General features: G+C 45.3%; 10 protein-coding genes. 2 read left to right on the plus strand and 8 right to left on the minus strand.

Annotated elements, in window-relative coordinates; all coding sequences use genetic code 11:
• The first annotated feature begins 5 nt into the window (after positions 1 to 5).
• Both prpF and CWC33_RS11240 read left to right on the plus strand, forming a co-directional pair.
• Positions 6 to 1184: a 2-methylaconitate cis-trans isomerase PrpF gene (gene prpF / locus CWC33_RS11235; protein ID WP_100692001.1), complete on the plus strand. Its 1179-nt coding sequence runs from the start codon at positions 6 to 8 to the stop codon at positions 1182 to 1184.
• Positions 1185 to 1436, plus strand: a complete 252-nt coding sequence (locus CWC33_RS11240) for a hypothetical protein (RefSeq protein ID WP_100692002.1) — start codon at positions 1185 to 1187, stop codon at positions 1434 to 1436. It abuts the gene before it with no gap.
• A gap of 47 nt (positions 1437 to 1483) precedes the next feature.
• On the opposite strand, the gene CWC33_RS11245 is transcribed toward CWC33_RS11240, so the two are convergent.
• The 8 genes from CWC33_RS11245 to CWC33_RS11280 form a co-directional block, all read right to left on the minus strand.
• A complete protein-coding gene (locus tag CWC33_RS11245) occupies positions 1484 to 3442 on the minus strand; it encodes an alpha/beta hydrolase family protein (RefSeq protein ID WP_157803494.1) in 1959 nt (652 codons plus the stop codon).
• 165 nt (positions 3443 to 3607) lie between these two features.
• Positions 3608 to 4213 (minus strand): hypothetical protein, encoded by a 606-nt coding sequence (locus CWC33_RS11250; protein WP_100692004.1) that lies wholly within the window; start codon positions 4211 to 4213, stop codon positions 3608 to 3610.
• 174 nt (positions 4214 to 4387) lie between these two features.
• Positions 4388 to 5125 carry a 3'-5' exonuclease gene (locus CWC33_RS11255; RefSeq protein WP_100692005.1) on the minus strand — a complete coding sequence of 246 codons (738 nt, stop codon included), beginning with the start codon at positions 5123 to 5125 and terminating at the stop codon, positions 4388 to 4390.
• 2 nt (positions 5126 to 5127) lie between these two features.
• Complete coding sequence (locus tag CWC33_RS11260) at positions 5128 to 6984, minus strand: DUF294 nucleotidyltransferase-like domain-containing protein (protein WP_100692006.1); 1857 nt, start codon at positions 6982 to 6984, stop codon at positions 5128 to 5130.
• Positions 6985 to 7034: 50 nt separating this feature from the next.
• Positions 7035 to 8657 (minus strand): BCCT family transporter, encoded by a 1623-nt coding sequence (locus CWC33_RS11265; protein ID WP_232709875.1) that lies wholly within the window; start codon positions 8655 to 8657, stop codon positions 7035 to 7037.
• Between the two features lie 276 nt (positions 8658 to 8933).
• A complete protein-coding gene (locus CWC33_RS11270) occupies positions 8934 to 9542 on the minus strand; it encodes an outer membrane protein (protein WP_100692008.1) in 609 nt (202 codons plus the stop codon).
• Positions 9543 to 9643: 101 nt separating this feature from the next.
• Complete coding sequence (locus CWC33_RS11275) at positions 9644 to 10819, minus strand: M14 family metallopeptidase (protein ID WP_100692009.1); 1176 nt, start codon at positions 10817 to 10819, stop codon at positions 9644 to 9646.
• An 8-nt stretch (positions 10820 to 10827) separates the two neighbouring features.
• Positions 10828 to 13896, minus strand: coding sequence for a TonB-dependent receptor (locus CWC33_RS11280; protein WP_232709799.1), 3069 nt, complete (start codon positions 13894 to 13896; stop codon positions 10828 to 10830).
• Positions 13897 to 13901: the final 5 nt, after the last annotated feature.

A 13901-nucleotide genomic window follows, 5' to 3' on the forward strand; every position in this document is an offset into this window, starting at 1 on the left:
GAGCTATGGCGTTTAAACCACAAATTAAAATTCCCGCCACCTACATGCGTGGCGGGACCTCGAAAGGTGTGTTTTTCCGTTTGCAGGACTTGCCCGAAGCTGCACAGCAACCCGGCGCAGTCCGCGATGCAATTTTACTGCGTGTTATTGGTAGCCCCGATCCTTATGCTAAGCACACTGACGGCATGGGCGGTGCGACGTCGAGCACCAGTAAAACGGTCATCGTTTCTAAGAGCGAACAGCCGGATCATGATGTTGATTACCTGTTTGGTCAGGTGTCGATTGATAAGCCATTTGTCGACTGGAGTGGTAACTGCGGTAACTTATCGTCAGCGGTAGGCCCTTTTGCCATTGCGAATGGTTTGGTAGCGCCTGAACGCATCCCCGAAAACGGTATTTGCGAAGTCCGTATTTGGCAGGCGAATATTGGCAAAACGATTGTTAATAAAGTGCCTATGGTGGATGGTGAAGTACAGGAAACCGGTGACTTTATTCTGGATGGGGTTACTTTCCCGGCAGCGGAAGTGCCGGTGGAATTTATGGACCCATCAGCAGATGGCGAGTCGATGTTTCCGACCGGTAATCTGATCGATGATTTAGACGTTCCTGGTATCGGTACCTTAAAAGCAACGTTGATTAACGCCGGTATCCCAACCATTTTTCTGAATGCGGAAGAAATTGGCTACGACGGTACCGAATTACAGGAAGCCATTAATGGCGACTCTGTGGCTTTGGAGCGTTTCGAAACTATTCGTGCGTACGGTGCCGTAAAAATGGGGCTGATTGACGATGTTTCAGAAGCAGCTAATCGCCAGCATACGCCGAAAGTGGCGTTTGTCGCGTCGCCGAAAGACTATATCGCTTCCAGTGGTAAGAAGATTAGAGCGACTGAGGTCGATTTACTGGTACGTGCGATGTCGATGGGGAAACTGCATCATGCCATGATGGGCACCGCAGCAGTGGCTATTGGAGCCGCCGCAGCAATTCCCGGCACGACCGTAAACCTTGCGGCGGGTGGCAATGACCGTACCATGGTTAATTTTGGTCACCCTTCAGGTACCTTACAGGTGGGCGCTGAGTGCAAACAGGTTAACGGACAATGGACCGCCATAAAAGCCATTATGAGCCGTAGCGCGCGGGTCTTAATGGAAGGCAATGTCCGTATCCCGGGTGACGTTCTTTAAATGGAGCAAACCACGCAAGTCAAACTGCTTAAAATTGCCATGATTACAGGTATCAGCCTGATTTTATTAGGTCACGTCGTGTTGGTAGTAACCTTTGGTAATGATGATATTGATTTTCGTGGTTATATTTTGGGGGCGGCGATGAATGCCATCGGTATTATTTTATCGCTGCCCACCAAAATTTATCTCACCTTAGTGCTTATGGAAAAGGAAGAGCGAGATAATAAAAATACGCATTGGAGTGATCGTTAATAAAAAAGGTCGTCAAAGTATGACGACCTTTTGTGCAGACTAGGAAATCATTCACCTATATGTTTATCAAAAAACGTTTCCAACTTTTTATATAACTCAAATTTATTGCCTTCTTTTTGGAATCCATGTCCTTCGTCTTCTTTGACGAACGTTTGGTAAGGCTTATTTACACGGTCTAATGCTTGAGTGAGTGCATTATAATGTTCAATTGGAACACGAACATCTTTTTCTCCGTGTACAAGTAAAATATCAGCTTTCATCTTCTCAACTAGGTTAACAGGGGAGTTCGCTTTTAATACCTCCATGTCAGTGCCAAGAACTCGCTCTAAATATTTTTCACCTGATTGGTTGCGTGAAATATCACCGGCATCATACATTAGAGGAAGTGAATATACGCCTACATAACCAACTCCGCACTGGTATAAATCAGGCTCTTTAGCTATCCCCATCATGGCTGAATAACCACCATAACTACCGCCATAAATACAAATGCGTTCGGGATCCGCATAACCTTGTTCAATAGCCCATAGGGTGGCATCAGTTACGTCATCTTGCATTGAACGCCCCCATTCTCCATAACCGGCTTGGAGAAATTCAGAACCATAACCTCCAGAGCCTCGGAAGTTAACTTGTAAAACTGCATAACCTCTATTAGCAAAAAACTGGTTTTCTGCGCTAAACCCCCACATGTCACGAGGACCATGTGGACCACCGTGAACATTAACGATCATTGGCAATTTGTCGCCTTTCTCAGCCCCTTTGGGTAACGTGATGTATCCTGGCAGCTCAAGCCCATCACGCGCAGTAATTGTAAATGGGCGCATTGGAGCTAATTGATTAGGGTTGAGCTTTTTATTAGGTGCAGCGATAAAACTGGCTTTCATGGTTTTTGTATTAAATAAAAAGTAAGAACCTGGATTAGTGTCCGAGCGGACATACACGACGGCAAGTTCTCCGTCTTTTGCACTACTGGTAATGGAGACACGTTGTCCGGGAAATGCGTTATCAAGGTTTTTCATTAACGCTGTACTTTCGCTATTGTCAGTGTACACCCGCTTGATTTTATCGGGCATAAAGTCAAAACCAATAATATCGCCTTTGACATCAAGTACTGGCGATAATACATCGGATGATGAATTTTTTGTTAAACGCTCGATGTTGTCGGTCTGAGTATCAAACTGATAAACCTCAGCAACTTTGCTTTCAAAATCAGTACCGAAGTAGGCATAACGGTTATCAGGAGAGAAACCATAAAAATTCAGTGTCTGACCGTCTTCGTAACCTTCGAGCTCTAATTTCTTCCATTCTCCTCCAGTAACGGGTTTAAAGTAAATACTTAAGTCCCCTTTACCATAAGCATCTTCGTCATCCTCTTCATAGGCGAAACTAAGGCGAAGGTTACCATCGTTATCTGCAATGAGTTGATCTGCCTTGGGTGGCTGTTCGCCCATATAATAGGAGCGTGCTGAGTTTACGTTAATTCGGTGGGCTTTGGCTTCACCGCGGTCAGAATAATGGTATTTGTTAATCATGATGTGATCAGGGTCATTTGGCATCATGCTTAACAATGAGTAACCTGATACTCCCCAACTAAACAATTCACGACGATGGCTTCCATCCGCGTTTATTGCATAAAGGTTTGGTGGCTGTTCTTGCTCATCCCAAAGGCCAACGCGCTTGCGACTTTCGAAGATAAAACGTTCATCAGTTACCCAGTTTATTTTACTAAAACGTTGATACTGTCCTAATTCAAAACTTGCGGTTAACTCATTGTCAGACCGTCGAATAACCATTAACTGATCGCGATCTCCTGCGTCGGCTTTTATCGCATAATAAGTGCCTTCTGGAGAAATAACCACATCAGTATAAAGGGTATTAGAGAAGAAATCTTCAACAGGGATTTCAGGGACTGAATCAGCTGAATTTTGTGCTATTACTTCAGCTGACGGTAACGCTAAAGTTATTGACAAGCCAAGCATAAAAGCTGACTTTTGCTTTTTACTCAATAAATCGCTCTGCTTAAATAGTGATAGGAGCATGGTGGTTTACCCGATTTTAATTTGTAGTTTTTATAAAATAATGTGCTTTTCCTTTTCTATTATGTCAGTTCTTCACATTAGCTTTAAACGCAAAATGTTACAAATTGTTGCCATTTTGTTGCATTGATAATTTTAATCAGCATAGCCCCATGGCGTAGGCGGTGTATCAACTGTTTCTGTTAAATCAAAATCAACCCGAAACTCTCTGCCTTCGCGAATTAAGCGGTAAGTAAAAGTGTCGTCATGAATATACATTTGCCAAATATTCGTGTTCGATTGAGGTACTCCGAGTTCAATAAATAATTCCTTTGAATAGGCGTCAGCAGGGAAAGACTGAGCAGTTGGGTAACCCTTATCTATCGTATGTCCCCCGTACATCGTTAACGGATCATAATTTCCGTCCGGTTTGCGATGGTCATGCTTAAGGCTAATACCAGAGCCTGTTTGGGTTAGAATCCAAGTACGTGAATGGTCACTTCCAACGTGAAAAGGAATTTCTATTTTTGCGTCGCCGCATTTGCGCACGTGCATAATGAGTGGGCCTTCAAAACCGTCGCTGGCCGGCGTATCAACAGTCACCTCACCAGCGTATGAATTCCCGCAATGTTCATTAATGGCCGCAAAAAATTCAGCCTGGGCTTGGGTTGTCACCTGTGGTGCCGGTTTTATAACTTGAGCAGAGCTAAAAGGGACAAAGCTTGCGACGGCAATTGACGTAAGAAAAACAATATTCTTCATTTTTAGACCATTGGATAATGTTTAATTTTGAATTATATGAGAAAGTAAAACCTGACACGAATCAAAGGCACATGCCAGTATTTTTACGTAAACTTATGATACCAAGTGCAGTAACCGAAATTTCCGATCTCCAACATATTCTGGATAGTCTCGACGCTCTCAGATAAAAGTAGTCTAGGGCAGCCAAATATCTCCAATGGCGGTTTCTGGCGAAAAGTGATGCGCAATTTGTGCTTGCAGCAACTCACCACAGGCAAGCGCGTCTGTCATGGCATCATGGGGAGCATAAAAGGGCAGGTTATAGCGCTGCCGACTGTCAGCTAAACGGATAGATACGGGCTTTTTACCGGTTATTTTGTCCCATAAACTTCGCTTTTGGCGATGGAAGCGTGCTTCAATTTCCATCGTATCGATAACTGGAAAATGAATGGTCTCGTTTAAACGTTCTTTAAAGCCCCCTTGTAAAAAAGGGCGCTCAATACCGTTGTAGTGAACCACCCATACCTTGCCGGCGACAGCCTCTAGAAGTGGGTCAATGACTTGGGCTAAATCCGGTGCCCGCTCTATTTCACTGTGCGTTATGCCGTGAATAGTGACCGATTCTTCGGTTAATAACCGTCGGGGTTTTACCACCCATTGCCTGGCCTGACTCATGTCGATTCGTCCCAGTGTCATAGGAATAACCGCGATACTAATAATGCCGTGCTTGTCAGGATCAAGACCGGTCGTTTCGAAGTCAACAGCAACCATCGGCACGTCTTTAATTGGTGTTTCAGCCGCAGCAATTGCGGCTTCGTAGTAGCGCTTAAGGGCGGGGTGCTTTGCTTTCTCCGCAAGTTCCTGAAATCGCTTTGGCCAGTTTGCCGTGCTTCTTCTCTGCTTATTCTCGGCGTCTGGTGGCAAATACAGCATAATTAGCCTCCAGAGTATTTATAACGCAGGTATTTCTGCGCATTACTGAGAATTTGGAAAGCATCTTTCAAGTTTTTACGCTCAAAGTCAGACAGGTCTTCAGGCGCCACATTGTTATCTGGCGTATCACCTGCCTCCAGAGCTAACGCCTGGTGACGAATTCGAACCATAGAAATTAATTCTAATGCATCCCGTAAATCAGGACCGCGACCTTTGGGTAAGATATTGGCATCAATAATTTCTTCGAGGCGAGCAAACGAATTTTGCCGTTGTGCACCAATAGCTAGAGCGTGTACACGAATTAAGTCGGCCACCGGGCCGGTGCCGCGACGCTTTGTGTTTATACTGTCACGGTGCTTACCGTCTTTCTCCATGACAAAGTCTTTAAAAAAGCCGAGTGGGGGAGTACGGTTTAACGCATTGCGAGCCATCGATCCCAAAAAACGCTTATGTTTCGGCGCCTTTTTTCGAATGAGCTGGTTTAATTCTTTTGCAAAACGCATCTCACCACTGACGCCATCTAAGTCGAAGAAAATGGACGAATGCAGAAGCTTTTCTGGTGACGGGTTTTCTATCCAGTCGGTGAAGTATTCTTTCCATTTTGATAACGGCTGACGCCAATTAGGGTTGGTTGCCATTATATCGCCTGTGCAATACGTATAACCGCAAGCGTTTAACCCGTCAGAAACAAACTGCGCAATATTTAAAAAGTATTTGTCATGCAATTTAGGTTCAAAGCTGTCATCCAGAACCATTGCATTGTCCTGGTCGGTCACAACGGTTTGTTCATCACGAGCCATGGAGCCGAGAGCCAGGAAACAGTATGGTACAGGAGGCGGACCATACTTTTCCTCAGCCAACTCTAATAAGCGTTGTTTAAAGCTGCGCCCAATGGTCGCCATGGCCGACCCGATTATGCGAGAGTTCGCGTCTTCTTCAACCATACGCACAAAGCTTTTGTGGACATCTGGAACTAATTGGGAGAGTTCTTCAATACTGGTTTGTTTAAAGATACTCGACACAATGTACAGACTGCTTTGTGATTCATGTCTCGCTACGTCTGACAAAGCAATAACACCTATGACTTTGGACTGACGTAATACCGGTAAGTGGTGTAAGTTGGTGCGTAGCATCGTCAAGAACGCTTCAAAAACCCGATTATTATGCTGAACAAAAACTAAATTTTCCGACATAATGTCGGCCACTGGATCGGAGGCGTCTTTGTCCACTGCAAGCACGCGTTTTCGCAAATCTTTGTCGGTTATTATTCCGGTGGGGATATCCCGTTTTTCATCGTCATAAATGAGCAAAGACGAAACTTTCTCATCGGTCATTAAGCAAGCAGCTTCACGTATTGATGCACTTTTGTTAATCGCGATTGGCTCGCGTGTAATTAACGTTTCCACTCGAGCGGACAACGTACGATTGCGGCTTTCATGCGTTTTTACCGCGTGACTGACCCGACGTTGCTCTTCAACTTCAACGGCGTCGGCAAAAGCATCGTATTCATCATAAAAACGATTGAATAAATCGCCTGGGATATAGTAGAGCAAAGTGTCTTCAATGGTTTTTACGGGAAAGCGGACTCGGCCTTTGCGAAGTAAGCCGGCTTCTCCAAAAAAACCGCCTTCATCTAAGCGGTTAAACAACGAGCCGTCTTTGTGATAAGTCTCTATAGAGCCACTTCTGACAACGTGAAGTGCATCAATGTGTTGATTAAATTCAAGGATTTGAGTGTCCGCTTTAAAGTAAGCAACAGAGGTGTTTTGTGCCGTTAATTGAAGTTCTTCTTCCGGTAGCTCGTTAAAAGGAGAGTACTTGCGTAAGAAGTTCAGTATTTCTACGTGCTCAGCTTCCATATAAGCACCTTAAAAGGTGAGCGACACCCAGAGGTGCCGCTCGTGGTCGATTATTTTGTGGTTTTACCAACTCGTGGTTCAGAGCGCAAGCCCTGGACTAGCGCAACACACGCCGCGAGTAGAACGATCGTAAATGGAAGTCCCGCTGATACCGCCATCGCCTGCAAGGCAACAAGGCCACCGCCAAGGATTAGAGCAATAGCGACTAATCCTTCAAAAGTACACCAGAATACTTTCTGAGTGGTTGGTGCGTGAACTTTACCGCCCGCACTGATGGTATCAATAACCAATGAGCCAGAGTCAGATGACGTAATGAAGAACACCATGACAAGGACAATGGCTACGAAGGATGTGATGCCCGTCCAGGGCAGGCCTTCCAACATCACAAACAGTTGTAATGATAAGTCAACTTCTGCGACCTTTTCTGCGCCGGCAAGGAATTGCTCAATAGCCGCGGTACCAAATACGCTCATCCAGAACACACAAGCCAGTGATGGAATCAGCAGCACTGAAACTAAGAATTCACGTACAGTACGACCGCGAGAAACACGAGCAATGAACATGCCTACAAAAGGTGACCATGCTATCCACCACGCCCAATAGAATGAAGTCCAGCCTTGTGAGTAGTTTAAGTCTTCCCGACCAACGGGGTTAGACAGTGCAGGTAAGTTCACAACGTAGTTATACAGGTTATCGACGAAACCAGTCAGAATAGCAACCGTTGGCCCCACTATAATAACAAAGAGCATTAACAGTGCGGCGAGTGTCATATTGATTTGCGATAAACGCTGAACACCAGATTCAAGGCCGGCTAAAACAGAGACTAAAGCGACAGCGGTAATACCGATAACCAGCAACACTTGCGTTGTACTGCCCTGGTCCCAACCGAATAAAAAGTTAAAGCCGGAAGCCGCTTGAGAGGCGCCTAAACCCAGTGATGTAGCTAAGCCGAACAACGTAGCCAAAATGGCAATGATGTCAATGATATGGCCTGGCCAGCCCCAAACACGCTCTCCCAAAATGGGGTAGAAAATAGAGCGAATGGTTAATGGTAATCCCTTATTAAAAGAGAACAGTGCCAAGCCTAAAGCCAGAACTGCGTATATGGCCCAAGGGTGTAAAGCCCAATGGAAAATGGTTGCAGCCATACCAAGGGCAATGGCTTTTTCTTCATTTCCTCCGGCAGCGCCAAGCGGCGCCCAGTCGGTGCGAATACCATCCGCGTTAACTTCCGTTCCGCCAAGAGCGGTACTGAAGTGCGTTATAGGCTCGGACACACCATAAAACATGAGTCCAATACCCATGCCTGCCGCAAATAACATTGAGAACCAGCCCAGGTAAGAGAAGTCAGGTTTTGCTTCTGTACCCCCAATTCGGACTCTTCCTAATGGGGAAAATACTAAGAACAAACAAAGTAAGACAAATATGTTTGCAGCCCCAATAAAGAACCAGTCTAAATTCGCTGTTAACCAGTTTTTCGTGCTGGTAAATATTGGCTCTGCCTGATTCTGAAATGCTAACGTAATAAATACGAAAGCGATAATGGCTAGCCCTGAAATAGCAAAAACGCGGTTATGAAAATCAAGCCCGAATGGACCTACTTTCATGACCACGTTGTCTTGTCCAATTTGGTAGTCCGTATTTATGGGGTTAACTTCCCCGTCTGGAATCATTGGGTCTGACGCTTGGCGCTCTCGTTCTACATCTTTGTCGCCGCGCAGTACCTCTTCTTCTTTTTTTTTGGTCATTTAGCTTCCCCTTTATTAAAAATAGGCGCTATTACGCATTTGAATTTAAAGCTTTATTTTTAAATTCATGAGTAGAGTATAGAAGCTACGGAGAATTCTTAAAGTTAGATCGGTAGGAAATTAGAATTGTTTTTCAAATAACTGATGAATAAAAACCAGATGACTGGCGTATAACCATGTATACGCCAGTTTTTATGTTATTTAGAAGCTGTAACGGACGCTCGCACCGATGGTATCGATGTCCTGATCAATCTCATCTAAATCATACAATTTATAACCAACACCCAGCGATAAGTTGCGCGTTAGGTGAAAAAACGCTGATGCGTCATAACGAATAGCGTTTTCATCTTCAATATCCAGATAGTCAGCTTTGACAGAGAGTTCGAAAAAGTCGGTTATCATAGAGCGTATACCCAGCCCAGCACCATAGCCAGATTCGTCAAATGACTCTGAGCCAATAGCATCGATAGAGCCGACAAGTTCAAGCTTCTCATAGGTTACAGTCGCGAAAATGTCGGTTGAGTCGGTAATACCATGATTGAAACCTAAACCTGCATTCAGTGAATCTAAATCCACGTCACCAAAGTCTGACTCGTCGCCAACTGAGTCGAAGTTGGCTAAAACAAAAACTGAGTCACTGAGTGAAAGCGAGCCAGACACAGCATAACCATCCATTGAAATGTCTTCATCAAGGGGCGTTTCAATGTCCGTTTCGATATAGGTCGCCTGAATTTTATCCCAGTTAGGAGAGTCCGCTAAAGCGCCTGTTGAAGTTCCAATTAAAGCGAGTGCAATGATTGTCTTTTTCATGATGCTTCCTTACTGTTTGGTTTCTATACATGTTGCTTTTCTTTTCACATCAATAACGCTATAGCCTAGGTAGCAAAGCTTCAACGGTATTTACGAAACCTTTAATCGAGGCGATTTATAAGGGAAATTAAAGCGGCTTCTGCGACACGTTTTATGTTATCGCGATCTTCGTTGTCACTGACTTCATAGGTCACTGCGTGAGCCGCGAACTTGTCGGTAATAAACTGTTTGAACACACCGCTTTCAGGGTGCGCGCCAGGTTGATAATCAAGCTCAACCGAGTCGACTATTTCAGTGACTTCTTCTATCCAGTTATAGACCCTCTGAGGATCCCGTAGGGGTGCTCCAGAAATAGGCTCATAGCCTTTGGGAATGGTGTAAAAAACGTTGCGGCGAGTCGAGTGAAAATCAATCGCAAATTCAATTTTTCCACCATCTTCTGCCACATTTTCTAGGTATTTTGTCAGGGCTTGAGTCTCTGGAAGCGTTTGGTTCTTCCAGTCCCTGTTCATATCAACTCCAGCGGCGGTTAAGCGCCAATTGCCATGATATACCCCGTCGGGATTCATGTTAGGAACAAGCAGTATGTTGTAGTTTTTTCGGAAGTCTGAAACGTATTTCTCATCGCTGAATAACAGTTCCCCAAAGTGAAGAAGCGCGATTGCACCAGTGACTTCTGGTGGGTGTTGACGGCCGATAAGTATCAGCCACTTATCGCTTGAAGAGACCGTATGCTCTAAGGCTGCCAGGTTTCTCCCTTCGCTGGAGACCCCTAGAGAAATGACTTTTGAGCGTTCTGGCTCTTTAATTAAACTACTTAACCATTCTATATAGTGGACGTTATCGATGATTTCTTGCCCAGCGATAATTTCCTTCTCTTTTGCGGGCAGAGTAACCTCAAACTTTAACCAGCCATCGCCTTCTGAAAAAGGAATAGGGTGCCACATGTCTTCACCGATACCGCTACGTTTCGGCTTATACCTAGAAATACCTTTTTCTGCGAATAGGGTAATAGTAAAGGTCTTGCTTTTATCCGTCATGTTTTCAACTGCAAACGCATACCAAGGGCTGGGGTTTATGTCTTTTTTCTCTGGTCTTAAGTAGAGTTTAAATTGACCTTCCTGTTCTCGCTCACAATGATGTAAACGTCCCGCAGCAAAGTCAGTTGTAAACTTGACTTGCTCGAACGAGCAGCCATCAGGATTCCTCGGTTTGTCGTCCTGAGGCTGCTGAAGCGTTAATTGACTGAATAACGCAACGCTGGCTAAAGAGAGCATTTATTCCTCTAAAATGCCCAGGACAAGGTTGCGTAAGTGTAACGTCCGCGATTTGAATGGACGTCTGAGAAATAACCAAAGCTTTCATCGGCAATAGGCGGTTTCTTGTTGGCTATGTTTCGGGCGCCTAATCGGATACTGAGCCCGTCGAGAGATCTTTGGCTGAAGTGGTAGTCGAGATAGATGTCGGTTGTTGTCCAGCTATCTATCGGCATCATATCTCCTTCGGATGTGGTGACACTGGTTTCGTAAAAGTCATCAATGTAGTTGACTCGAACACCCGCGCCCCAGTTCCCCAGGTCCCAATCTAGACGAGCAAATGCACGCCATTTAGGATTACCGTTTATTTGCCGTAAGTCACCCGCACCAACTACTGGTATGTCAACGGGGACAGCTGGGTTTCCACTTTTTTGAGCCTCCAAAACGATAGCACTGATAGGATCTGGAGTTTGCATAAACTTACGTAAATGAGCGGCATTGATGGAGAAATCAAAAAGGCCATAGTTATCACTGTTTACTTGATAGCCGACACTAATATCTGTCCCCGAGATTTCTCGGACTTCTAAGTTATCGTATTGGTTATTGACATAAACGACTTCTAGTTCGTCATTACGAATCACCGCAGGGTTTGACTCATCCTGGGAACGAAGCAGTGAATCGTATAGCAGGTGAGTTTGGCTATTTAGAATACCGACGACGCCTTCTTGTTTAATTCGCCATCTGTCAACGGTAATGAGAAAGCTATCGAATGGAGTAATCGCAATGCCGAAATTATATATTTCGTCATCTTCTGGTTTGAGGTCGCTGTTGCCACCTCGTACTTCCGTTATGCTGTACCTATCATCAATGACGGGATCTGTTCGGGTGTTTGTGCGGGAGACACTTTCTTCAACTACCTGAGGAAGATTGGGGGCTCTGAAGCCACCGGAATAAGAAGCTCTTAATTGAAGCCACCCGACAGGGAGCCAGCTTAACGCCAGCTTAGGTTTGGTCACGCTGCCGACATCGGAAAAACTTTCATAGCGCAACGCCACCTGCATATCGAATGTTTCATGGAAAGGGACAAGCAGTTCTGTATAGGCGGAAAATATATTACGACTGCCTTGTGCATCGGGTGTCGAACTGCTGCCAAGCACGTCAGAATTTGTCATTAGTTCGCCGGTTACCTGATCATAAAATGGTGCCGAGCCATCCAGAAGTGGGTGTCTGTCGTCAGCGTAGGATTCATAGCGATACTCAACTCCGGCTGCAAGCCCAATGTCTCCGGCATACCAGTTGGCAAGTGTGGGGTTTGAGAGTTTAAAGTCCCATTGAGCAAGCTCAGTAGAACTATCCCGGGTAATATTATCGGTTAAGTTTGCTATCACGTCAGGCGCGTTGTAAGCGCTCGTTCCACTGTTTAGATTATTTGGGTCTCCACCTATAAATGGATTATAGGCCTCTTCTGGATTGGTTGAGTTTATTGCTTGCTGTAATGCGCTGACGCGTATCCTGTTATAACCGGTATCCAGAGTGTCCGCTCTGGAATAAAGCAAGGCTGATTCCCACTCCCAGGTTTTTGTGTAACCACGCAGTCCCGCTAAAAGGCGGTAGCTGGAGTCTTCAACTTCAATTCTTCTCGGGCCAACGTCCATTGGTCGAATATTGCGTAATGTAACGGTTTCTCCAAAGGGGTTGTATGCAGCATCTTCGCTAATGGTAAAACGTTGTGCGGTTAAATTAGCGTTCTGTTCTCTACGGCGTTTTGATATAGCGTCATAGTAAAGCGCTTCACCGAACAACTCGAGATTTGGGCTAAGGGAGTGGGTGTAATAGGCGAATAAGTTAACCCGGTCAACAGCGGAAGTCATGCTTTGATCCTGAAGCGCAGAGTCATAACGCATTTCTCGTGGGATAGGGCCTTCAGCGGCGCAGACGCCGTCAGAAATGACCTGAAAACAGTCACCCATTGACTCAGGGCGAATATGGAAGCGCCCAATGTTTTCACCGTCAAAAATTGCCCACGGGCTGGAAAGAGAACGATTGTCTAATTGTGTATCGCCTATAAACTCCGGTGGAACCCTACCATTAAAACGCCTATCTTCGCTTGCTGAGTAAGACCGTTCATTAGCGCCAATTTCATCTCGGGTATAATAGGCAAATGATAGGCTTAAATGACTTTTATTATCATTGAAGTAAAAGCCTGTCGATCCGCTTGCCAAGTATTGTTGCATTGAGGTGCCTTCAGCATTACCGGCGTTAAGCTTTAATTCTGACTGAGTTACTTCCTTTTTGAGAACATAATTAACAACGCCAGCAACGGCGTCAGTACCATAAAGCGCGGATGCTCCGTCCCTAAGTACCTCCAGTCGACGCAGCCCCGATACCGGTAACGTGTTTGAATTGACGGTTGTGACTGGAACAAAGTTTTCCGTTTGGGTCCCCGGGTGCAACACTAAGCGGCGACCGTTCAAAAGGGTGAGCGTGTTACCAGTACCTATGCCTCTTAAATTGATGGAAGCAACATCCCCTCGGGCGTCATTAACACCACCAATGGCTCGTTCGTTATTAAAGCTAATGTCTCCCACTTGAGGCACTGATCGTAATAACTCGTCCCCGGTTACTGCTCCAGTATTGGTTATGTCGTCGGCATTGAGGACTGTAACTGGTAGTCTTCCGGCAGCTTGTGCGCCTCTAATATTGCTGCCCACGACAGTAATTTTTTCCATAGATTCTGCTTGATCAGAACTGGGCTGAGATTGTTTTTCTATTTTGCGTTGAATAATAAATGTATTCTCAGACTGACGTATAACCTCAAGGTCAGTTCCTGTTAGTAACCGCTCTAGTGCCTCTAGAGGTGCGAAGTCCCCCTCTAAGGGCGCAGCACTGTAACCATCAACAACCTCTGGAGAGAATATAACTTGCGTGCCTGTTTGCTCGGCGAGATCAAGTAACGACGCGCTTAACGGTTGTTCTGCAAGCGATATTGACTGGTCGGGGTCTTGAGGAATAATCGGCGCTGCTTGAGCTGATAGGGAAATACAGCTTAAGGCCGCGCAGGTACAAAGTGCGATGTAACTTTGTTTATGCTTAATCATAATCA

This window comes from Idiomarina sp. X4, from assembly GCF_002808045.1.
GTDB lineage: Bacteria > Pseudomonadota > Gammaproteobacteria > Enterobacterales > Alteromonadaceae > Idiomarina.

Coding starts and splice junctions, on each gene's coding strand:
- CWC33_RS11280 (WP_232709799.1), bottom strand. CDS start 13,896: ATGATTAAGCATAAACAAAGTTACATCGCACTTTGTACCTGCGCGGCC.
- CWC33_RS11265 (WP_232709875.1), bottom strand. CDS start 8,657: ATGATTCCAGACGGGGAAGTTAACCCCATAAATACGGACTACCAAATT.
- CWC33_RS11255 (WP_100692005.1), bottom strand. CDS start 5,125: ATGCTGTATTTGCCACCAGACGCCGAGAATAAGCAGAGAAGAAGCACG.
- prpF (WP_100692001.1), top strand. CDS start 6: ATGGCGTTTAAACCACAAATTAAAATTCCCGCCACCTACATGCGTGGC.
- CWC33_RS11260 (WP_100692006.1), bottom strand. CDS start 6,984: ATGGAAGCTGAGCACGTAGAAATACTGAACTTCTTACGCAAGTACTCT.
- CWC33_RS11270 (WP_100692008.1), bottom strand. CDS start 9,542: ATGAAAAAGACAATCATTGCACTCGCTTTAATTGGAACTTCAACAGGC.
- CWC33_RS11275 (WP_100692009.1), bottom strand. CDS start 10,819: ATGCTCTCTTTAGCCAGCGTTGCGTTATTCAGTCAATTAACGCTTCAG.
- CWC33_RS11240 (WP_100692002.1), top strand. CDS start 1,185: ATGGAGCAAACCACGCAAGTCAAACTGCTTAAAATTGCCATGATTACA.
- CWC33_RS11250 (WP_100692004.1), bottom strand. CDS start 4,213: ATGAAGAATATTGTTTTTCTTACGTCAATTGCCGTCGCAAGCTTTGTC.